This is a genomic window from Asticcacaulis biprosthecium C19 (genome assembly GCF_000204015.1).
In the GTDB taxonomy this organism is placed as follows: domain Bacteria; phylum Pseudomonadota; class Alphaproteobacteria; order Caulobacterales; family Caulobacteraceae; genus Asticcacaulis; species Asticcacaulis biprosthecius.
Genome location: NZ_GL883077.1, coordinates 1,061,261 through 1,081,587, shown reverse-complemented (window position 1 = coordinate 1,081,587; position 20,327 = coordinate 1,061,261). Strand labels below are relative to the sequence as shown.

At 60.7% G+C, this 20,327-nt stretch carries 19 protein-coding genes; 8 read left to right on the top strand and 11 right to left on the bottom strand.

Features of this window, described 5'->3' with window-relative positions:
• Positions 1-251: 251 nt before the first annotated feature.
• Genes ABI_RS23420 through hmgA form a run of 3 tightly spaced genes read right to left on the bottom strand, consistent with a single transcriptional unit; the run spans position 252 to position 3,523 of the window.
• On the bottom strand, positions 252-989 hold the full coding sequence (locus tag ABI_RS23420) for a hypothetical protein (protein ID WP_006271842.1): 738 nt from the start codon (positions 987-989) through the stop codon (positions 252-254).
• Positions 990-992: 3 nt separating this feature from the next.
• On the bottom strand, positions 993-2,255 hold the full coding sequence (gene fahA, locus ABI_RS05385) for a fumarylacetoacetase (protein WP_040308612.1): 1,263 nt from the start codon (positions 2,253-2,255) through the stop codon (positions 993-995).
• Complete coding sequence (gene hmgA / locus ABI_RS05380; protein WP_006271840.1) at positions 2,252-3,523, bottom strand: homogentisate 1,2-dioxygenase; 1,272 nt, start codon at positions 3,521-3,523, stop codon at positions 2,252-2,254. The genes fahA and hmgA overlap by 4 nt, the downstream gene beginning before the upstream one ends.
• A 129-nt stretch (positions 3,524-3,652) precedes the next feature.
• On the opposite strand from hmgA, the gene ABI_RS05375 reads away from it, so the two are divergent.
• From ABI_RS05375 to ABI_RS05365, 3 genes are all read left to right on the top strand, one after another.
• Entirely contained in the window at positions 3,653-4,537 is an 885-nt protein-coding gene (locus ABI_RS05375; RefSeq protein WP_006271839.1) for an amidohydrolase family protein, read from the top strand.
• Positions 4,538-4,616: 79 nt separating this feature from the next.
• Positions 4,617-5,714 carry an L-rhamnose/proton symporter RhaT gene (gene rhaT, locus ABI_RS05370; protein ID WP_040308949.1) on the top strand — a complete coding sequence of 366 codons (1,098 nt, stop codon included), beginning with the start codon at positions 4,617-4,619 and terminating at the stop codon, positions 5,712-5,714.
• Positions 5,715-5,964: 250 nt separating this feature from the next.
• Positions 5,965-6,171, top strand: a complete 207-nt coding sequence (locus ABI_RS05365; protein ID WP_006271837.1) for a DUF2061 domain-containing protein — start codon at positions 5,965-5,967, stop codon at positions 6,169-6,171.
• Positions 6,172-6,177: 6 nt separating this feature from the next.
• Here the strand turns inward: ABI_RS05365 and ABI_RS05360 are convergent, their stop codons facing one another.
• The 3 genes from ABI_RS05360 to ettA all read right to left on the bottom strand — a co-directional run bounded on the left by ABI_RS05360 (position 6,178) and on the right by ettA (position 9,409).
• Complete coding sequence (locus tag ABI_RS05360; protein ID WP_006271836.1) at positions 6,178-7,272, bottom strand: NADH:flavin oxidoreductase; 1,095 nt, start codon at positions 7,270-7,272, stop codon at positions 6,178-6,180.
• 69 nt (positions 7,273-7,341) lie between these two features.
• Positions 7,342-7,695, bottom strand: coding sequence for a hypothetical protein (locus ABI_RS05355; protein WP_157138706.1), 354 nt, complete (start codon positions 7,693-7,695; stop codon positions 7,342-7,344).
• A gap of 46 nt (positions 7,696-7,741) precedes the next feature.
• On the bottom strand, positions 7,742-9,409 hold the full coding sequence (gene ettA, locus ABI_RS05350) for an energy-dependent translational throttle protein EttA (RefSeq protein ID WP_006271834.1): 1,668 nt from the start codon (positions 9,407-9,409) through the stop codon (positions 7,742-7,744).
• An 88-nt stretch (positions 9,410-9,497) separates the two neighbouring features.
• Here ettA and ABI_RS05345 point away from each other — a divergent pair, with 88 nt between their 5' ends.
• Positions 9,498-9,788, top strand: coding sequence for a YciI family protein (locus ABI_RS05345; protein WP_006271833.1), 291 nt, complete (start codon positions 9,498-9,500; stop codon positions 9,786-9,788).
• Positions 9,789-9,803: 15 nt separating this feature from the next.
• Here ABI_RS05345 and msrC read toward each other — a convergent pair whose 3' ends face one another.
• On the bottom strand, positions 9,804-10,310 hold the full coding sequence (gene msrC, locus ABI_RS24885) for a free L-methionine (R)-S-oxide reductase MsrC (protein WP_006271832.1): 507 nt from the start codon (positions 10,308-10,310) through the stop codon (positions 9,804-9,806).
• Between the two features lie 404 nt (positions 10,311-10,714).
• On the opposite strand from msrC, the gene ABI_RS05335 reads away from it, so the two are divergent.
• Positions 10,715-12,115, top strand: coding sequence for a tetratricopeptide repeat protein (locus ABI_RS05335; protein WP_006271831.1), 1,401 nt, complete (start codon positions 10,715-10,717; stop codon positions 12,113-12,115).
• A 60-nt stretch (positions 12,116-12,175) separates the two neighbouring features.
• Entirely contained in the window at positions 12,176-13,585 is a 1,410-nt protein-coding gene (locus ABI_RS05330; RefSeq protein ID WP_006271830.1) for a right-handed parallel beta-helix repeat-containing protein, read from the top strand.
• A 369-nt stretch (positions 13,586-13,954) separates the two neighbouring features.
• On the opposite strand, the gene ABI_RS05325 is transcribed toward ABI_RS05330, so the two are convergent.
• The 4 genes from ABI_RS05325 to ABI_RS05310 form a co-directional block, all read right to left on the bottom strand.
• Positions 13,955-14,347, bottom strand: coding sequence for a hypothetical protein (locus tag ABI_RS05325; RefSeq protein ID WP_006271829.1), 393 nt, complete (start codon positions 14,345-14,347; stop codon positions 13,955-13,957).
• A 312-nt stretch (positions 14,348-14,659) separates the two neighbouring features.
• On the bottom strand, positions 14,660-15,427 hold the full coding sequence (locus ABI_RS05320; protein ID WP_006271828.1) for a YebC/PmpR family DNA-binding transcriptional regulator: 768 nt from the start codon (positions 15,425-15,427) through the stop codon (positions 14,660-14,662).
• A 57-nt stretch (positions 15,428-15,484) separates the two neighbouring features.
• A complete protein-coding gene (locus tag ABI_RS05315; RefSeq protein WP_006271827.1) occupies positions 15,485-16,324 on the bottom strand; it encodes a TIGR00282 family metallophosphoesterase in 840 nt (279 codons plus the stop codon).
• Between the two features lie 45 nt (positions 16,325-16,369).
• Entirely contained in the window at positions 16,370-16,975 is a 606-nt protein-coding gene (locus tag ABI_RS05310) for a 5-formyltetrahydrofolate cyclo-ligase (protein ID WP_006271826.1), read from the bottom strand.
• A 441-nt stretch (positions 16,976-17,416) separates the two neighbouring features.
• Between ABI_RS05310 and ABI_RS05305 the strand changes: the two genes are divergently transcribed.
• Together ABI_RS05305 and ABI_RS05300 are read left to right on the top strand one after the other, a co-directional pair.
• Entirely contained in the window at positions 17,417-17,698 is a 282-nt protein-coding gene (locus tag ABI_RS05305; protein ID WP_006271825.1) for a 4Fe-4S dicluster domain-containing protein, read from the top strand.
• 156 nt (positions 17,699-17,854) lie between these two features.
• The gene (locus ABI_RS05300) at positions 17,855-20,167 is read left to right on the top strand and encodes a beta-glucosidase (RefSeq protein WP_006271824.1); all 2,313 of its coding nucleotides are present in this window, start codon (positions 17,855-17,857) and stop codon (positions 20,165-20,167) included.
• Positions 20,168-20,327: the final 160 nt, after the last annotated feature.

Below are 20,327 nucleotides of genomic sequence, written 5' to 3'. Positions count from 1 at the left end.
TACGAAGTGGGGAGGGGTACCGCGAAGCGGTGGAGGGGTACAGGTATGAGCTCTCGCCGCCCGAGCGTCAGGATTAGAACGAATTGGGTAGAACTTAACTTTTGAAATGAGTTTCAAAACCTTCAGATAGATACCCCTCCACCGCTTCGCGGTCCCCCTCCCCATGGAATGGGGAGGAGAAGCAAGACTCCTTCCAGGTATGACAGCCCACTTCGGGCGAATCTTTGCAGCTAACCGTAAATGCCTATGACTTACAAAAAGTTATTCGGCCAGATCATGGTCCGCCACATATGCGCGACGGGCGAACCGTCGAAGCCCAACCCTTCCTTCGGCGTTTTGAAATGACGCCCTATGATGTCGTCGAACATCTCCAGATCTGGCAAGGGGCCCTTGTCGAACAGATAGGTGTCGAAGATGGTCACCTGGCGCGACGCCATGTACCAGCGGTGCGCCCGCGCAAACTCCGCATCCCGGCGGATATACTCCGGCGGCATATAGTCCGGCCCGAAGAAGCGATTGTAGTTCTCCGGGTACGGATAGCCATTGGGCTCGTCGGCAAAATAGCGCAAAGCCTGGTGATACTGCACCGCCCAGGCGACCTTTTCGCTGACATAGGGGGCGATCATCTGGGCGCCCCAATAGCCGTGATCCGTCCGGACCAGGCAGGGCAACGAAATATCATGCAACAGCACCGCCAGCACCACGTCTTCATCCAGGCCGGCTTCCAGAGCTTTCTGCGCCGAGATCAACAGATGCCGTCCTGTGGCGCCCAGCAAAAGCAGGCGGTGGCGGAAGAAGTCGTGCAGGGTCGGCGCCGCCGGCATTTTCGGTAAGGCGGAATTGTCCCCCATCATCAGGACCGCGCCGGACGACAGTTGTTTCAAGGCGTCCGTTTCGAAGTCGGGCAGGTCGGTGCCCAACTGGCCGACGGCGGCTGGTACGACGATGCGTTTGCGCCCGGGTTGCGGAAAATCATCAAATTCGCACATGCACTAACCTCTGATTTGCGCCATGCAGTCACCGAATCCGATGGTGACATATCCGTCTGCGACAGCACGACCGATGAGCCAGATTTCGTCGCCGTTTTCAAGGAAGCGCCGCATTTCGCCGGATGCCAGTTCAACCGGCACCTTGCCGCCATGGCTCAGTTCCAGCAGACTGCCGGCTTGTTCCGGCTGCGGTCCGGAAAGCGTCCCCGTGCCCAGCAGATCGCCGGTCGTCAGGTTGCAGCCATTGCTGGCGTGGTGCGTGACGATCTGGGCCGGCGTCCAGTACATGGCGTCCCGCGCACTGCTGCGGCTCAACACGTGTGGCGCCAGGCCCTGGTCGCGCATGGCGGCTGTCTGGATGTGGACTTCCAGCTCGACATTGTACACCGTGCTCTCGCCACGCAGATAGGGCAAGGGTTCCGGATCGCCGTCAGGCCGCGGCAAGGCGGCTACCCGGAACGGTTCCAGCGCTTCCGCGGTAACGACCCAGGGCGAAATCGTTGAGTGGAAGTTCTTGGCCAGGAAAGGTCCCAGCGGCTGGTATTCCCAGGCCTGGACATCGCGCGCCGACCAGTCGTTGAGCAGGCACAGACCTGCAATATGCGCCTCGGCTTCCTCCAGCGGAATGGGCCGGCCCAGGTCATTGCCGCCACCGATCCACAGTCCCAGTTCGAGCTCGAGATCGAGTCGTTTGCACGGTCCGTAGACCGGCACATCGCTATCGGCGGGTTTGGTCTGGCCGTGGGGGCGAACGACGGGCACGCCGGATGGCCGGATGCTGGAGGCGCGGCCGTGATACCCGATCGGCACGTGTTTGTAGTTGGGCAGAAGAGGGTTGTCCGGCCGAAACAGCGCGCCGACGGCCTTGGCGTGGTGAATGCCGACATAGAAGTCGGTATAGTCGCCGATCCGTACAGGCAGGTGCACGGTGCAGTCTGCCGCCCGATGGAGATAGGCTTGCGCGACGGCACGATATTGCGGATCGCTCAGCAGTTTCGACATCTGTTGGCGCAGGGTCTTGCGCAGGGCCGGTGTCCCCAGCACATCAGAAAGATCGCGTGGGGCCTCGCCGATCAGGCCGGCCGCGGCCAGGGCTTCCAGTTCGATGATGTGATCGCCGATGGCCACGCCGGGCCGTGGGGCTTCGTCGGCCGGGCTGAACAGCCCAAACGGCAGGTTCTGGATCGGGAAGTCGCCATGGCCGTTGGCATCGGCGACCCAACTGGTCAGGTTCGGATTATGGGTCTCGTCGATCATTCCGGTCATTTGGGCAATTTCGCTTTCTCAAATCCGCCCCAGCAGGCGTCATAGTCCATTTGCGCCGTCGTTGCGGCAAGCGTGGTGGGAACCAGCACCCAGCGGGTTTCAAACATAAAGGCCATGGTATCCGCGATGCGGTGCGGTTTCAGTTCGGCGGCGATGGCCTTCGCATAGCTGTCGCGGTCGGGACCGTGGGCGTTCATGCAGTTGTGCAGCGACGACCCGCCCGGCGCAAAGCCCTCGGCCTTCGCATCGTACTCGCCTTCGATCAGCCCCATGAATTCGCTCATGATGTTGCGGTGGAACCAGGGCGGCCGGAAGGTGTCTTCGGCCACCATCCAGCGCGGCGGGAAGATGACAAAGTCGCAATTAGCCGTGCCCGGCGTATCGGACGGCGAGGTCAGGACGGTGAAAATCGACGGGTCGGGGTGGTCGAAACTGACCGTGTTGACGGTGTTAAACCGGCGCAGATCATAGCGGTACGGTGCATGATTGCCGTGCCAGGCAACGACGTCAAACGGCGAATGGTCCAGGGTCGTCGTCCAGAGATCGCCCATAAATTTCTGCACCAGGATGTGCGGGCCGTCGACGTCTTCGAACGCCGCCACGGGTGTTTCGAAATCACGCGGATTGGCCAGGCCGTTGGCGCCGATTGGCCCCAGGTCGGGGAGACGGAACGGTGCGCCGTAGTTTTCGCACACATAGCCACGCGACGGCCCCGACACCTCGACCCGGAACTTCAGGCCGCGCGGAATGACACCGATCTGGAGGGGTTCGACCTCCAGCACGCCGCACTCGGTGATCAGGCGCAACAAGCCCTGCTGCGGCACGATGACCATCTCGGCGTCGGTGTTGAACAAGACGCGGTCCATGCTGCGTGTGGCCGTATACAGGCTGATGACGACGCCTGCCTGCGTGGTGACGTCACCGGCGCCGGCATAGGTCACCATCCCATCGAGAAAGTCGTGTTCCCCCTTGATTGCCAATGGCGACCAGCGCAGGCGGTTCGGCGTTACCGCGGTGAAAAGTGGCGCGCTTTGCCAGCGTTCTGCGGTCTCCATCTGTTGAAACGGCGGATGCTGGGCGCTGGGGCGCAGGCGGTAAAACCAGGTACGGCGGTTGTCGCTGCGCGGCGCCGTAAACGCCGTGCCGGAAACCTGTTCGGCATAGAGACCGAACGGCACCTGCTGCGGCGAATTGCGCCCGACAGGAAGGGCGCCGGGCACCGCTTCGGTGGCGAAATGATTACCGAAACCACTCAGATAGGCCGCCATGATGTCCTCCGTTGGGTGCAGCATAGTATCATGTGAAACTGTTTTCCAGCCTTCAATTGCCTTGACTCACTGCTCCCACATAGTATGGTTTCGTCATAATAAATGGGATAAACACCAGGAACCGTCCAGATGACCATAGAGCGTTTCGTCGACGCCCACATCCATCTTTGGCAGATTCGGCAGCTTTCCCACATTCGTTATCCGTGGCTGACCCCGCCGTTTTCGGACGATGGTCCCAACGGTTCGGTCGAGCCCATCGCCCGCGACTACCTGCCGGCAGACTATCGCGGCGATGCCGCCGGTTTCAACGTCACCAAGACCGTCCATATCGATGCCGGCGCCCACCCGGACGACGCCCTGGCTGAAACACGCTGGCTGCAAGACCTGCCCGGCGGTCCGGACGCCATCGTCGCCTTTGCGGCGCTGAACGATCTTGATGTCGAAGGCTTGTTGGCTGCGCATGTCGAGAGTCCCAAGGTCCGCGGTATCCGCCATATCCTGAACTGGCATCCCGACCCACGCTTGACCTACGGGCCGGACAACCTGTTCGATGATCCGCAGTTGGCCAAGGGCTATGCCCTGCTGGCCAAATACAGCCTAAGCTTCGACCTGCAAATCTATCCGGTCCAGATGCTGCAGGCCTATGAGGTGGCGAAGAACCATCCCGATATCGCGGTGATGATCAACCATATGGGCATGCCGGTCGACGACGTCGAAGCCTGGCGCGCGGGTATGCGCAAGCTGGCGGAACTGCCGCATGTCGCGGTCAAGATCTCCGGCCTCGGTTTTATCGACCGGAACTGGACGGCTGACAGCATCGCGTCGCTGATCCTGGAGACCATCGACATCTTCACGCCGGCGCGCGTCATGTTCGCCAGCGACTTCCCGACGGATAAGCTGTTCAACGGCTATGCGCGGCAACTGAATACCTACGACGAGCTGACAACCAAGTTCAGCCGACAAGAACGGGACGCGATGTTCGCGGCGAATGCGGAACGCCTATATAGGATATAGCCCTCAAGCAGCGAAGCGGTAGGGCCACTAAAATGTCCTCATGCAGCGAAGCGATAAGGGCGAGAAAGAAGACAACGATATGACACCGAACCCCTTGGTGGGCGTGATTTTTCACTGGCTGGGCGGCCTCGCCTCGGCCAGCTTTTACGTGCCTTACAAACGCATCAAACTGTGGTCGTGGGAGATTTTCTGGCTAACCGGCGGCATCTTTTCGTGGGTGCTGGCGCCGTGGTTTTTTGCCTTCCTGCAAACTCAGGACCTCCTCGGCGTGCTCGGCCGCACACCCCGTGACGAAATCATGGCCTGTATCGCCTATGGCGCGGCCTGGGGTGTCGGTGGGCTGACCTTCGGCCTGACCATGCGCTATCTCGGCCTGTCGCTCGGCATGGCCGTGGCGCTGGGCCTGTGCACGGCTATCGGCACCTTAGGTCCGCCCATTGTCACCGGCGAACTGGGTGAACTGGCCGCCAAGCCCGGCAGCCTCTACACCTTTATCGGCGTCGGTCTGGTGCTGATCGGCATTCTGGTCGTGGCCCGCGCTGGCCACAGCAAGGAAAAGGAAATCCCCGGCGAAAAGGAAGGCCTGGAGGAGTTCCACCTGGTCAAGGGCCTGCTGATCGCCATCCTGTGCGGCGTGATGTCGAGCTTCTTCGCCTTCGGGCTGCAGGAAGGCGACCAGATCAAGGCACTGTCCGCAGCCGCCGGGACCGGCCCGCTGTGGGTCGGCCTGCCGGTGCTGTGCGTGGTGTTGATCGGCGGTTTCCTGACCAACTTCCTCTGGTCGGGCTATCTGATCCTGAAGAACAGGTCGGCCGGCAACTGGATCGGCAAGACGCCAACCGGTGAAAAGGTACCGCTTCTGCCCAACTACCTGCTGGCGGCGTTTGGCGGCACCCTGTGGTACTTCCAGTTCTTCTTCTACTCCATGGGCGAAAGCCAGATGGGTGCGTTCGGTTTCTCGAGCTGGACCCTGCACATGGCGTCGATCATCCTGTTCTCAACCCTGTGGGGCTTTGCCCTGAAGGAATGGAAGGGTACGTCGTTCAAGACCCAGGCCCTGGTATGGCTGGGGATCGGATTGCTGGTCGGTTCTACGGTTGTGATCGGCTACGGCAATTTCGAAGCGCAGAAGGCGACGGAAGCGGCGGCGAAGACCGCTCAAATCGTTACGAAATAAGTCTTTCTTTCCCTCTCCCCACCCGAGGGGAGAGGGAAAGAGCCGAACGAAGTGAAGGCGATCAGCGCGGTGCGGCGCGCCTGAGGGGTTCAGGACGTTCGGTTCGCAGAGTCCCCCGCTCCCCTCAAGTGGGTAGAGGGAGCTTACACCGCCTCGACATAACTTCAGCTTTCGAAATTGAAAATTATTATCAATTGGATTTGAGCTGACCTCGGCCGCATAGTTCCTGACACCCGTAAGGAACACCACCATGCGTCTCGTTGCCAAAACCTTATCCTACAGCGTCATGCACGTCGCCGTGGCCTCGACCCTGGCCTATATCCTGACTGGAAATATCGCTATTGCCGTCGGAATCGGTCTGCTGGAACCCCTGGTGCAGACCCTGGTCTTTCCGCTGCACGAGTGGCTGTGGGAGCGCAAGCCGGTCAGGCTCGAGCTGTTCCACAGCCACGGATAGTCGACCTCAGTACAAGGTCGCAAAGGCTGCCGGGCTGAAGGCTTTCAGTTCGTCCTGGCGGCCGTCGCGGACCTTCGCCACCCATTCCGGGTCGTTAAGGATGGCTCGGCCAACGGCGACCAGATCGAAATCTCCGCGGTCCAGCCGCTTTAGCAATTCGTCCAGGGACTGCGGTTCAGAAGCGGCGCCGCCAAAGGCCGCGATAAACTCGCCGTTCAGCCCGACAGAACCAACCGTGATGGTCGGGACGCCGGTGACCTTCTTGGCCCAGCCAGCAAAATTCAGATCGGAACCTTCGAATTCCGGCTCCCAGAAGCGGCGCTGCGAAGCGTGCAGGATATTGGCGCCGGCATCGACCAGCGGCTGGAGCCAAGCTTCCATCTCGGCCGGATTGGCGGCCAGCTTGTTGTCCCAGTATCCGCCCTTCCACTGCGACAGACGGATGATGATCGGGAAATCCGGCCCGACAGCCGCGCGGGCGGCCTTCAAAACTTCCACGGCGAAGCGCGTGCGTTCGCCGATAGTCGCGCCACCCCAGGCGTCGGTGCGGCGGTTGGTATGCGCCCAGAAAAATTCGTCAATCAGATAACCGTGGGCGCCGTGCAGTTCGATGGCGTCGAAGCCGAGCCGCTTGGCGTCACCCGCTGCGCGGCCGAAGGCAGCGATGGTGTCCGCAATATCCGCTTCAGACATCGGTTCGCCGACGCTTTCCTCGGACAGGCTGATGCCCGACGGGCTGTCCATCGGTGTCGGCCGCCATGTGGCATCACGCCCGAACACAGCGCCGGTATGCCAGATCTGGGGCGCGATCTTGCCGCCCGCGGCGTGGACGGCTTCGACGACCTTGGCCCAACCGGTCAGGCCTTCGCCGTAGATGTTGGGGATATTGGCTTCGTTCTTGGAGGCCGGACGCTCGATCACCGTACCTTCGGTGATGATCAGCCCGACACCGGATTCGGCGCGGCGGCGGTAATAGTCGACCACGGCTTGGTCCGGCACGCCGCCAGGCGAGAAATTGCGCGTCATCGGTGCCATGACGATGCGGTTGTCGAGCTCAAGCGACGTGGAATGGAAGGGTGAAAACAACGACGTGTGCGACATGTGAGACTCTCTGACCAATATGTGACCGAGGTGGTTAGGTTTATGTTGCGGCGCAAGAGCGGGGCGGAATTAAACCTTGGCGCAGCAGATGATTCCGTGGGCATACAGCCGGTCAGAACGCACAAACCGGGGATCGGGCTTGTACTTTTTGCTGGTCAAGGTGATGCGTGTGATCTTGGAGATGTCGAAGGCCTGCGGCGTGGACGGGCCGTTGGGCTTGGCGGAATCCCGGACCTGAACGCCGCTGACACTGACCCGCGACCGCTCTTTCGTGGTGTAATAGACAGCGAAGGGCTCAAAGGTACGGTCGTTCTTGCCGTTGTCGTAGCGAAGAATGACCTGAACGCCCGAGGCTATCGCCTGACACAGCGCCTGCTCATGGTCCAGATTGCGCATCGCCGGCGCAGGGGGAGCATCCGTCACGTCAAGCCTCATGAAAAAGCGCCGATCTTGCGACCGGCGCTGGCTGTTATCGCCCGAACTTCTGGAATTTGATGCGCTTGGGGATCAGACTGTCGATGCCCAGGCGGCGCTTCTTGTCCTCTTCGTACATTTCGAAGTTGCCTTCGAACCATTCGACGTGGCTGTCGCCTTCGAAGGCCAGGATGTGCGTTGCAAGACGGTCCAGGAACCAGCGGTCGTGGGAGATAACCACGGCGCAGCCGGCGAACTCTTCCAGAGCCTCTTCCAGGGCTTGCAAGGTTTCGATGTCCAGATCGTTGGTCGGTTCGTCAAGCAGGATGACATTGCCGCCGGCCGCCAGGGTCTTGGCCAGGTGGACACGGTTGCGCTCACCGCCGGACAGCAGGCCGACCTTCTTCTGCTGGTCGCCGCCCTTGAAGTTGAAGCCGCCGACATAGGCGCGCGAATTGATTTCCTTCTTGCCGACCACCATGATGTCGGTGCCGCCGGAAATCGCCTGCCAGACCGTATGGCTCGGATCGAGATCGTCGCGCGACTGATCGACATAGGCCAGCTTGACGGTTTCACCCAGACGGACAGTGCCAGAATCGGGCGTCTCCTGCCCGGTGATCAGCTTGAACAGGGTCGACTTGCCGGCGCCGTTGGGGCCGATGACCCCCACAATCCCGTTGGGCGGCAGGCGGAAGGTCAGGCCCTTGAAGAGGACCTTGTCGCCATATTCCTTTTCCAGGTCGGTGACTTCCAGCACCAGATTGCCAAGACGCGGTCCGGGTGGAATCTGGATGGTGGCAAAGCTCTGAGCCTGACGCGAATTTTCCTGTTCACGCACCATGTCCTCATAGGCCGCCAGACGGGCTTTGGACTTGGCCTGGCGGGCCTTGGCGCCGGAGCGAACCCAGTCCAGTTCCTTGGTCAGGGCCCGCTGACGGGCTTCCGATTCGGACTGCTCCTGGACGACGCGCTTCTGCTTCTGTTCCAGCCAGCCGGAATAGTTGCCCTCATACGGAATGCCCTTGCCGCGATCCAGCTCCAGCGTCCACTTGGTCACCAAGTTGAGGAAGTAACGGTCGTGGGTAACCAGGATGACGCAGCCCGGGAAGTTTTCGAGGTGGTGCTGCAGCCAGGCGACGGATTCAGCGTCGAGGTGGTTGGTCGGTTCGTCCAGCAGCAGCATGTCGGGCTTGCTGAGCAGCAGGCGGGCCAGGGCGACACGGCGCTTTTCACCGCCCGACAGCTTGGTCACGCCGGAGTCATTGGGCGGGCAGCGCAGGGCGTCCATGGCCATTTCGATGCGTGAGTCGATGTCCCACAGGTCACCGGCGTCGATCTTTTCCTGGAGGGTGTTCATCTCCTCCATCAGTTCGTCGCTATATTCTTCGCCCATCAATTCGGCGACCTTGTTGTAGCGATCGAAGATCTTCTTTTCCTCGCACCAGGAAATGACGTTTTCCCAGACGTTCAGGCTGTCGTCGAGGTGCGGCTCCTGCTCCAGGTAGCCCATCTTGGTGCCGTCGGCGGCCTTGGCTTCGCCGTTGAATTCCTTGTCGATGCCGGCCATGATCTTCAGCAGGGTCGACTTACCCGAACCGTTAACGCCGACCACGCCGATCTTGGCGTCGGAATAGAAGGAGAGCCAGATGTTCTCGAAGATCTTCTTGCCGCCGGGGTAGATCTTGGTCAGGCCCTGCATCTGGAAAATATACTGCTGCGCCATGTGCGGAACGGACCTTTTTGCGTTAAATGGAAAGTGCCGCGCGGTTTAGCCGACAGGGCATCAAATCGCAAGGTGAAAGGGCGCGATCATGGACTTCATCCTTTTTATGCATGTGACGCCCGGTGCTGCCGCCGACGAAAAGGCCTGGGACGCCTATTTTGAACGGTTAGGCACAGCCGGCGTCATCCGCGGCGGAAGTCGGATCGGCGATGGCGCCTGTTTCTGCAAAAACGGCCCGGCACCACAGACCACCGCACATCTGGACGGTTTTATCCGCATCGAGGCGCCGGACTTCGCCGCCGCGCGCGCGTTTCTGGCCGGCAATCCTGTCTATGAAGCCGGCGGCGTCGTGGAAATTCGCGAACTGCCGCAGGACTGACCGGACCAGCCCGCCCTATCTGGCGAACACGACCTGCATGATGTCTTCCAGTCCGTCACGGTCGGTCTCATCGAAGGCGTCATATTGTTCCGAGTCGACATCGAACACCGCGATCAGCTCGCCGGCCTGGTCGAAAACCGGTACCACAATCTCCGAATTGGACCTGGAGTCGCACGCAATGTGACCTGGAAACGCATGGACATCCGGTACGATTTGCGTGGTCCGGGTGGATGCAGCCGTGCCGCAGACCCCCCGTCCGAAGGCGATCCGCAGACACCCCAGAGTCCCGGTATATGGCCCGACCACCAGTTCTTCGACACCCTGTGTCTTCTTAACCTCATCCACGCAATAAAAGCCGGTCCAGAACCAGTCCGGAAAGGCCTGGACACACAATGACACGACCGTCGCCATTCGGGCAACACGATTGGGCTCGTCATCCAGAACCGCTCTAAGGTCCCGTATAAGGTACTGATAGATTTCGCTTTTCGTCTGCCCCGATACCGGAACCTGGACACTCTGCACGGCGCAATTCTCCTGAAAAGCGTATTTGTCAAACCCTTGCGTGCGTCCTAGCACGCTCCGCGCGAAAGCGCAGCTTAAGGTGCGGTTGTTAACACTTTTTTCTGGCCAAGCCGAATGAATTGACGCATGATGCGCCTGTGGACACCGTCCACGGGGTTTGGGATTATGGGCACTTACGGCGCGTTTATCTTTTCGCGGCAATCCGGCAACGCTCATCAAGATTGCACGGCCTTAAGGGGGGCTTCGCTTGACAGTGATCATATTCCTCAACACAAGTTTGTATTAACCATAGTTAGCCGACGCTGTCGGGGCAATTACTGATGTCAGAACATGACCAGATGAGGTCGGGGACCGTCCGTGAGGACGCGAAGCCGGTCTCGGCGAGCCAGAAGGGACGCGCACCGATGCGGATAGCGCTCGTTGCGAGCTTGTGCCTGGCGGTCACCCTGACCGGCTGCGATGGTTTTTCCTGGGACAGCATGTGGCGCAGCAAGAAGGACTCGGTTGCCGGCGGTTATGCCTGCCCGCGTCCCGCCGATATGTTCCAGCAAGGTGGCTTCGGCGGCCAGGAAAAAGAAATCCGCTACTACCGCCACCTCGGCTTCAAGAACGATTTCTTCGCCCAACTTGAGCTTGCCAATCGCTACGCAGGCGTCAATGCCAGCGACAAGAACCTCGAAGATTACGTCGAATCGTCGGTCTGGCTGACCCTGGCCCTGACCAATCCCGAAGGCTATGTCCCGATGAATCGGGCGATGGATCCGCGCGGCGGGGCCATGGCATCGCGTTTCGACAAGTGTCGCGCCTATGAGCGCGCCCGCGCCTACAAGATGCTGGACGATCAGCTGTCGATGATGGACTCGGGCGAACGTGAAAAGGTCCGCGATCGCGTCACCTATGTGCTGGCGACCATGGGGGCCGAAGGTTTCCGCACTCTGGGCCGCCTCTACGACAAGCAATATGGCCCAATGGGCGAGCCGGCGGACAATTCGCAGGCTATTCGCGCCAATATGCGCGGCGCCAACTACGGTCTGTCCAACGCCCGCGACCTGTTCGAACGTTCGGATGTCGACGCCTATCTCTATAATTACAAGGCTTCGGAAACCGGCGACGTCAGCGCCTATGTGCTGCTGAAGGATTTTGAAAAGTCGGCGCCTGACCGCGCCCGCTACGCCTCCTTCGTCGAAGCCAAGGCCAAGCGCTGGGTCGCGCCTTACGAATTCTATCCGCCGGAGACCCCGCCGGGCGGTGTGCCGCATTCCGACGAATCGGTTCGTGACGACGGTGCGGCCTATGCCCTGTCGCGTATGGACGAACTGCCCTTCATCCACGTGGTGCGGGCGCTCGATTATCTCGATATTCTCGACATCGCCTGTTTCGAGCCCAAGGATGTTCCGAAACAGACCATCGATGCCCTGCGCGGCATGACCGGTCAGCCCAGCGGCGCCGTCCTTACCAACCGCGACAAGGTCCGCGCTATCCAACTGGCCGCCGTCAATGGCGACTCACGCTCGCAGCTGGTTCTGGCAGTGATGTATTCCGAAGGTGTCGGCGTTCCGGTCGACTATGCCCGCGCCTTCCACTGGTACAAGCAAGCCGACAAGCAGGGTTCGCCTGAGGCGCGTTATGCTATGTCGACCTATTTCGACCTTGGCCTGCAGGGCGTCGCCGACCAGAACAAGGCGGAATCGGTCGTGATGCAGTTGGACGCCGCCTTGTCAGGCTTCCGTCCCTCGGCGGGTCGCCTGCAGGAAGTGCTGAGCCAGGTGTCCTACGATCCCGAAGGCCACGGCCGCGGGCGATAATTGAAGCGTAGCTGCCTTTGTCCGGCAGGACGAAGACGGCGCAAGGAAAGAAGCATGTGGATGCGCAAGAACAGTGAAACCTCGCCTTCGGGCCGCGTCAGGGCCGGCCTTGGGCTCGGCGTTGTCGCCGCCGTGGCGATGGCGCTGGGCTCCATCTCCGCGCCCCAGGCTGTCGCCGGTGACGGCAATTATGAACGCAGCAGTGCCGCTCGTGTCAGCGGCTATATGAAGCCCTGCTTCGGTATGCTTCTGGACGCGCAACTGCGTACCTGCGGTCCGCGCCACTACAAGGGCGGTTCTCGCTACGGCTATCACGGCCGCGGCCAGGCTGACGCCACTGTCGATTGCGATCGTGCCAATCCGCGCTATGTCGAGGAAGTGGTCGGCCGTATCCGTTCCGGCGGGGTCCTGTACCTGAAGGCCAAGAACCGGTCGTGCGTCGCAAGCCTGGATATCAAGAAGTCGATCACCATTGTCGGCCAGGGTTACGGCCCGCAGCAGATTCCGGTCCTGGTCGCGCCTCCGGGCGAGTCGGCCATCCGAATTTCTTCCGGTGCCGACCACGTCATCCTGAAGGACATGTACATCTCGGCGCCGCGCAGCGGCGGTATGCCGGGGGTCGAAGGCTCCAATACCGAGCTGACCCTGCAAAACACCCAGGTCCGCTATCAGGGCGACGACGCCGCTGTCCATCTATCGGGCGGCCGCCTGAACCTGACTGAAAATTCGCATATCATCGCCAAGACGCGCTCGGTCGCTCTGGCGGTCAACAATGCGTCCCTGTTCGCTGAAAACTCTCAGATCGCGACGACCGCCGGCGGCATCTATGCTGTTCTGGACGGCGACTCGCAGATGCAGGGTGTCAGCATCCAGCAACTGGCCGACTGGCATGGTTTCGAGCGTGGCGAAGGCGCGACCGGCATCGAGATTCGCCTCGACAGCGGCGGTTCGATCCTGACCATGAACGATCTGAAGGTCCTGTATTTCTCGCAGGGCGTGAGCATCGAAGGCGCCGGCGAGGCCTTGCTGTCGCACACCCTGATCGCGCGCTCCGACCACGGCATCGTGCTGGGCCTGAACCGCGCACGGGTGATCGAGAACACCATCATTGCCAACGAGATCGGCATCGACGTTCAGGACGGCGAAGCCTTTGTCGGCCGCAACCAGATCGCCAACATCCGCACGGCGGGTATCCTGGCTTCGGCGACCGGCGAAATTCGGGCTGTCGACAACCAGATCGACCCCAACGGCGAAGGCTGCCCGACCCTGAAGTGGGGATCGGTTGATCCGTCGCAGCGCGTGTGCACACCATGGTATCGCGGTTCCGAGTTTGACGTACCAGGCGATGCCAACGACCAATACATGTTCGACGAATTCTGGCCACGCATGACTGTGGCTTCGGCAGATGGCGCTGCAACCACGGCTCCGGGTGGTCCGGTTCCCTATAACGATCTGAAGTCCAAGCCGTAAGGTTCGGATTTCCGGATGGTGAGAGAGCAAGGCCCTGGAACGTGGTTCCGGGGCTTTTGCTTTTTAGGTTTTGACCACGAACCACACGAACGGACACGAACTTCCGAGTGTTCAGGACAGCGGGTTCGATGGAGAATCTACGCAAAGGCTTGAACCACGGAAAAGGCGCGGATGCCGCTGCGCGGCGCAGGACACGGATAAGGCATCTGTGCTTCAAAACTCACGAACGTCCCGGTGCATTCTCTTTCATGCACACCCGGAAGTTCGTGCTTGTTCGTGTGGTTCGTGGTTCAAAATATTCCCTCCTCAGACCGCAAAAAAGCCCCGGATCGCTCCGGGGCTTTCAAAATCTCAAACCGATAAACCAGCTTACTTCTGCGAGTTCCAGGTCGTCTTGTAAGACCGATCCTTCGGCAGCGCCGCGCCCGGCAGCGGATCGGCGTCCGTGCAGGCTTCGGGGATCTTGCCGCCGACCTTGCCGCCCATGCCCAGAGCCGTATTGTCCGACGCGTTCTGAGCGGTAACATCCACCCGGCGGCCGTCCTGGTTCATGTGCACTTCGGTGCCGGTCTTGGAGTCGTAGGTCATGACCTGCGGCGCCTTGCCATCCGGCTCGAAGGCCGCGACGCATTGCTGGGCGCGTTCACGTTCGGAACGGACATCGACATAGCGGGTCCGTTCGCGAGGAGTGGTTTCGCAAGCCGTCAGGCCAACCGCCGTAAAAACGGTCAGACCGGCCAGGATCAAAATCGACGCTTTCATGCAATCCCCCAAAGGACGTGGTGCTCTAAATGGTTAACAAACATCTTCGCACATTTCAGGCGGTAGTCAAAGCCTGGAATCCACGTCCACAGCAAATTGCCCCAACCGGCGTAACCCTTCTGCCACGCTTGATCGCGCGGTACGGGAATTACGCCCTATCGTGTCGTGATTTCGAAGTTTGCCCCTCTTCGATATCGGGTACGAAGCAAACTTCGAAATCAAAACGACACGAGAATCCTAAAAAATTCTGGCATCCTTTTTGATTTTGAAGTTCGCCTCGCAGGCTATATCCCTGACAGTCGAACTTTAAAATCAGGACGCCAGGGCCTCAAGTTCTTCATCCGAGACGTCCATATTGGTATAAACGTTTTGGACATCTTCGTCGTCGTTGAGCGCGTCGAGCAGCTTCATCAGCGTCTTGACCGGGTCGCCGGTCAGCGCGGTCAGGCCTTGGGGCTTCCAGATGATACCGGTCGACGCCGGATCGCCAAGGGTCTTGGCCAGGGCTTCTGCAACCTCGTTGAAGTCTTCGAACGACGTGTAGATGGCGTGACCACCCAGGTCTTCGTCGCCATCACCCGGATCCGTCTCGACGTCCGATGCGCCGGCCTCGATGGCCGCTTCGAAAATCTTGTCGGCATCGCCGGCCTTCAGCGGGTACTTGATCTCGCCGACACGGTCGAACATGAAGCTGACCGAGCCGGTATCAGCAAGCTGGCCGCCGTACTTGGTGAAAAACGAGCGGACATTGCCGGCGGAACGGTTGCGGTTGTCGGTCAGGACTTCCACGATGATGCCAACCCCGCCCGGGCCGCGGCCTTCGTAGCGAATTTCTTCCATGGTGTCGGCTTCACCGGCAGCGCCCTTTTTAATGGCGCGCTCGATATTGTCCTTGGGCATGGATTCGGCCTTGGCCATGGCGACGGCCAGGCGCAGGCGCGAATTCATGTTCGGATCGGGCATGCCCATCTTGGCGGCGATGGTGATGTCGCGCGACAGCTTGGAAAACAGCTTGGACCGCACAGCGTCAGCGCGGCCCTTCCGGTGCATGATGTTCTTGAATTTACTATGGCCAGCCATGGGTATCTCGATAGGAAGGTTTGCTGGGCTTTGCTCTAGCGCGACAAAATGCGTTTGTCACGCCCCCGCGAGCACGGCGACCTGAGGGATGACTTCCTTGAGACGTCCACCCACACGGATCGGCTCGATCCGTATCGCCAGTCCGGTGCGATCGTCGCTCTCGACATAGACGCCGCACACCGTCGCAGGGCCTGAAGCCGGCTTGTAGCGTTCCTTCTGCATCCGGGTGGTAAAGCGGCGCAGCGGCTCTTCCTTGTCCATGCCTATGACGCTGTCGTAATCGGCACAGGCGCCGGCATCGGTCTGGTAGGCGGTGCCGTTGGGCAGGATCTGGGTGTCGGCGGTCGGCACATGGGTATGCGTGCCGATGACCAGGGTGGCGCGGCCGTCGCAGAAATGGCCCATGGCCATCTTTTCCGAGGTCGCCTCGCAGTGCATGTCGACGACAATTGCGTCGGCAGCCAGGCCCAGCGGACATGCTTCCAACTGCTTGTCGACGGCGGCGAAGGGATCATCCATCGACGCCATATGGACCAGGCCAAGCGCATTCATCACCAGGATGCGTTTGCCGGATTGGGTCTCATACAGATTGGCACCGCGGCCCGGCGCAACGGCGAGGGGGGGATAGTTGAGCGGCCGGATCAGGCGCGGCTCGCGCACGATATAGGTCAGGGCTTCTTTCTGGTCCCAGGAATGGTTGCCCAAGGTCAGACAATCGGCGCCGGCATCGAACAGCTGGCGCGCCGAGTTTTCCGACAGACCGAAACCGCCCGAGGCATTCTCGGCATTGACGATGATAAATTCGAGATCGAGTTGGCGGCGCAAGCCAGGGAGGTATTCGCTGAGGGCATCCCGGCCTGAGCGCCCCACCACGTCACCAAAAAACGCAAAACGCATAAGAGATCCAAATCTAGTGGGGGCTGCCCCACACCGGTAGAAGCGCTAAGGGTTCATCCCGATGACGCCGGTTTCGGTAAAAATTCCATTCAGCGGCTGATCATGCGCCTCTGATGGGGTTTCGGCAAGCTGTTGCCCGGAAAAAGCGACTCCCCAGGCGGCAACCTTGCACCGCGACCGCAAATCGGCCAGGGCCCGATCATAGTATCCGCCACCATAGCCCAGACGAATTCCGTCAGCGTCGAAGGCCAGCAACGGCATCAGAAGCAGGTCAGGGTCGACGGTTTGCGCGTCGTCCGAAGGCTGACGAATATCGAACGGCCCGTCGATCAGATCATCACCGATCCGGAACATCCGGAAAATCATGCGGTAGCCGCCATCCACGGGGACTAGAGCCGGCAAAGCCAGCTGATAGCCGCGGTCCTCGAACATCTGCATCAGCGGAAAAGGATTGATTTCACTCTGGATAGGCCAGTAGCCGGCGATCACACCGCCCTGTGACGGCCAGGCTTCGAAGGCGTCTTCGGCGCGCCCGCCCACCTGTTCGCCGGCCAACGGATTGGCGGCGGCCAGTTGCGCCCGGCGGCGCTTCATTTCTGCGCGCAGCAAGGGCTTCGGATCCGCCATGGTCATGCAATCAGGCTCCATCATGGCTCAGCTCCGTTTTAAAGGTACGCGCACGAGATCTCGATTCCGTCGTTTTGACAAAATCGCAGCTCTCCTAACGCTTTTTGTATGTTTTTTCCATCCCCCGCGCTGGCCCGTTCGGTAAAAATAACGGGAGTTGCCGCGAAGGTCACCCGTGCCAGGCGTAAAACCTCTTGCTGTGGCGGCAAAGGAGGAGGTTGGCGGCGCCACGAAGGAACCGTATCAATGCGGTTAAAATCCTCTCAGACCTGACTAGTCAGGTGGGAACCATGTGATTAGGCCCACGGGCCAGATCAGGGACAGTCCCCGTTCTAAGTGATTAAGGTCAGAAGGATATGGTGATTGACACGAGAGCCGCAGCAAGACCCGCCACCTCTACAGATAGTCCGTTGACGGCGGGATTTCAAGAGCATGGCCATATCGTGATCGCGGGTGTACACCGGAATGATGAGCACATGCACGCAAGCGCCGGGCGTCATCACGCCGGTTATCGACCGCAACCGCTGCGACGGCAAGGCCGATTGCGTCGATGTCTGTCCCTACAACGTCTTCGAGTTGGGTATCCTTCCACCTGAACAGCGCGCCGGCCTAAAACTCATGGCACAGGTCAAGGGCACGCTGAACGGTTGGAAACAAAGCTTCACCGTCCATGCCGAAGCCTGCCAGGCCTGTGGGTTATGTGTTGCCACCTGCCCGGAAAAGGCCATCCGCCTGACCAGGGCGTGACACGGCCGTCAATCGCGACATTTGGCGAAGCAGCACACGCATTTTTCGCTTTGGCCACAGCGGTTTTTCGCTATAACAGGCTCAGCCAGTTATGCCCGCAAAAAACCGAGCGCCGACCACGGTGCCGCCATCACAACAATAATTGGGAGTTTCCTGATGTCTTCGACCTCATCCGCCGCCCGCGGCGCCCTGCCTCGCTATGCCCGCAAACTGGCAGCCACCACGGCCCTGACAGCGCTCATGGCGTTTGGCGCCGCTGCTCCGGCCGTCTTTGCCCAAACGTCGCCCGCGGCCGAATCAACCGCCAGCCGTCCGTGGATGAACACCGCACTCAGCGCTTCCGAGCGGACCGCCCTGGTCCTCAAGGAAATGACCCTGCCCGAGAAGCTGACCCTGCTGTTCGGCTACTTCTCGACCGACAACCAGTGGCAGAAGACTCCCGTCAAGAACTACGTCTATCCGGAAAAGGGCCTCCCCTTCTCGGCCGGCTTCGTCCCGGGAATCGACCGTCTCGGCATCCCGGCCCAATGGCAGACCGACGCCGGCGTTGGCGTCGCCACCCAGACTTCGCCCACCCCGCGCCAGCGCACCGCCCTGCCCTCGGGTATCGCCACGGCCGCGTCGTGGAACCCCAAGAACGCCTTCGCCGGCGGCGCCATGATCGGCAACGAAGCCTGGATGTCCGGCTTCAACGTGCAACTGGCCGGCGGCATGAACCTGATGCGTGATGCCCGCAACGGCCGCAACTTCGAATACGGCGGTGAAGACCCCCTGCTGGCCGGCGTGATCACCGGCAATGCCATGAAGGGCATCCAGTCGAACAACATCATCACCACGATGAAGCACTTCGCCTTCAATGGCCAGGAAACCAATCGCTTCACCATCGACCACAAAATCAGCGACCAGGCCGCCCGCCAGTCGGACCTGCTGGCCTTCCAGATCGCCTATGAGATCGGCGATCCGGGCTCGATCATGTGCGCCTACAACCGCGTCAACGGCTTCTACGCCTGCGAAAGCAACTATCTGCTGAACGAAGTGCTGAAGCAGGACTGGGGCTATAAGGGCTATGTCATGTCGGACTGGGGTGCAACCCACTCGACCATTCCGGCCGCCAACCAGGGCCTGGACCAGCAGTCCGGCTGGGCCTTCGACCGCTCCAACTATTTCGAAGGCGCCCTGCGCGAAGCCGTCAACAACGGCTATGTCAGCCAGGCGCGAGTCGACGACATGGCCGGCCGCGTGCTGTGGGCCATGTTCGACAACGGCCTGTTCGACAACGTGGTCAAGGGTGATCAGGCCGACAAGATCGACTATGCCGCCCACGCCAAGGTCACCCAGACCGGCGCCGAGGAAGGCATCGTCCTGCTGAAAAACACCGGCGTTCTGCCGCTGGCCAAGACCGCCAAGTCGATCGTCGTTATCGGCGCCCATGCCGATGTCGGCGTGCTGTCGGGCGGTGGCTCGTCCCAGGTTTATCCGATCGGCCTGTCGCCGGTGAAGGATGAGTTCGGCAAGGGCTTCCCGGGTCCCAAGACCTGGTATCCGTCGTCGCCCATGAAGGGCATCCAGGCCCGCACCAAGGCCAATGTGACCTATCTCGATGGCAAGGATCTCAATGCCGCCGCTGCGGCAGCGGCGTCGGCCGATATCGCCATTGTGTTTGCCGAACAATGGACGGGCGAGTCGATCGATGCTCCGGACCTGAACCTGCCGGACAATCAGGACGCCCTGATCGCCGCGGTGGCCAAGGCCAATCCGAAGACCGTGGTCGTGCTGGAAACTGGCGGCCCCGTGGTCATGCCGTGGGTCGACAATGTCGCCGCCGTGCTGGAAGCCTGGTATCCCGGCACGTCGGGCGGTGAAGCCATCGCCCGCGTCCTGACCGGCGAGGTCAACCCGTCGGGCCACCTGCCGGCCACCTTCCCGGCCTCGCTGGATCAGACCCCGCGTCCGATCCTGGAAGGCGACGTGAAGCTGGACAACGACAGCCATCCGCACAGCGACTACAATATCGACGGCGCCGCCGTCGGCTACAAGTGGTTCGACAAGCGTGGCGCCAAGCCTTTGTTCGCCTTCGGCCATGGCCTCAGCTACACAACCTTCCAGCTCTCGGGCCTTTCGGCTCAGGCTTCGGGCAAGTCGCTGACGGCCAGCTTCACGATCAAGAACACCGGCAAGCTGGCCGGCGCCGAGGTCGGCCAGGTCTACATCTCTCCGGTCGGCGATGCCGGCTGGGAAGCGCCAAAGCGCCTGGCGGGCTTCGAGAAGATCATGTTGAAGCCTGGCAAGTCGGGCAAGGCAACGATCACGGTTGATCCGCGCCTGCTGGCCACCTTCGATTCGGCCAGCAAGACCTGGAACATCAAGGCGGGTGATTATAAGGTGATACTGGCGACCTCGGCGACTGAGCCGTTGTCGGAAGTGATTGTGCACCTCGACGCTCAGACCTTGAACGTCAAGGGCCAGTAGGGGGTTCAGATTTCAAAATGAAAGCCGCCAAGTTCATCCCCTGGCGGCTTTTTTGTGCGCAAAAAGGTTAAAAAATCAAAGATTTCTCCCTCTACCCACTTGAGGGGAGAGGGGTAGGGGTGAGGGGTTGGTTCAGCTGGAAACTGTAAAAGTTGAACGC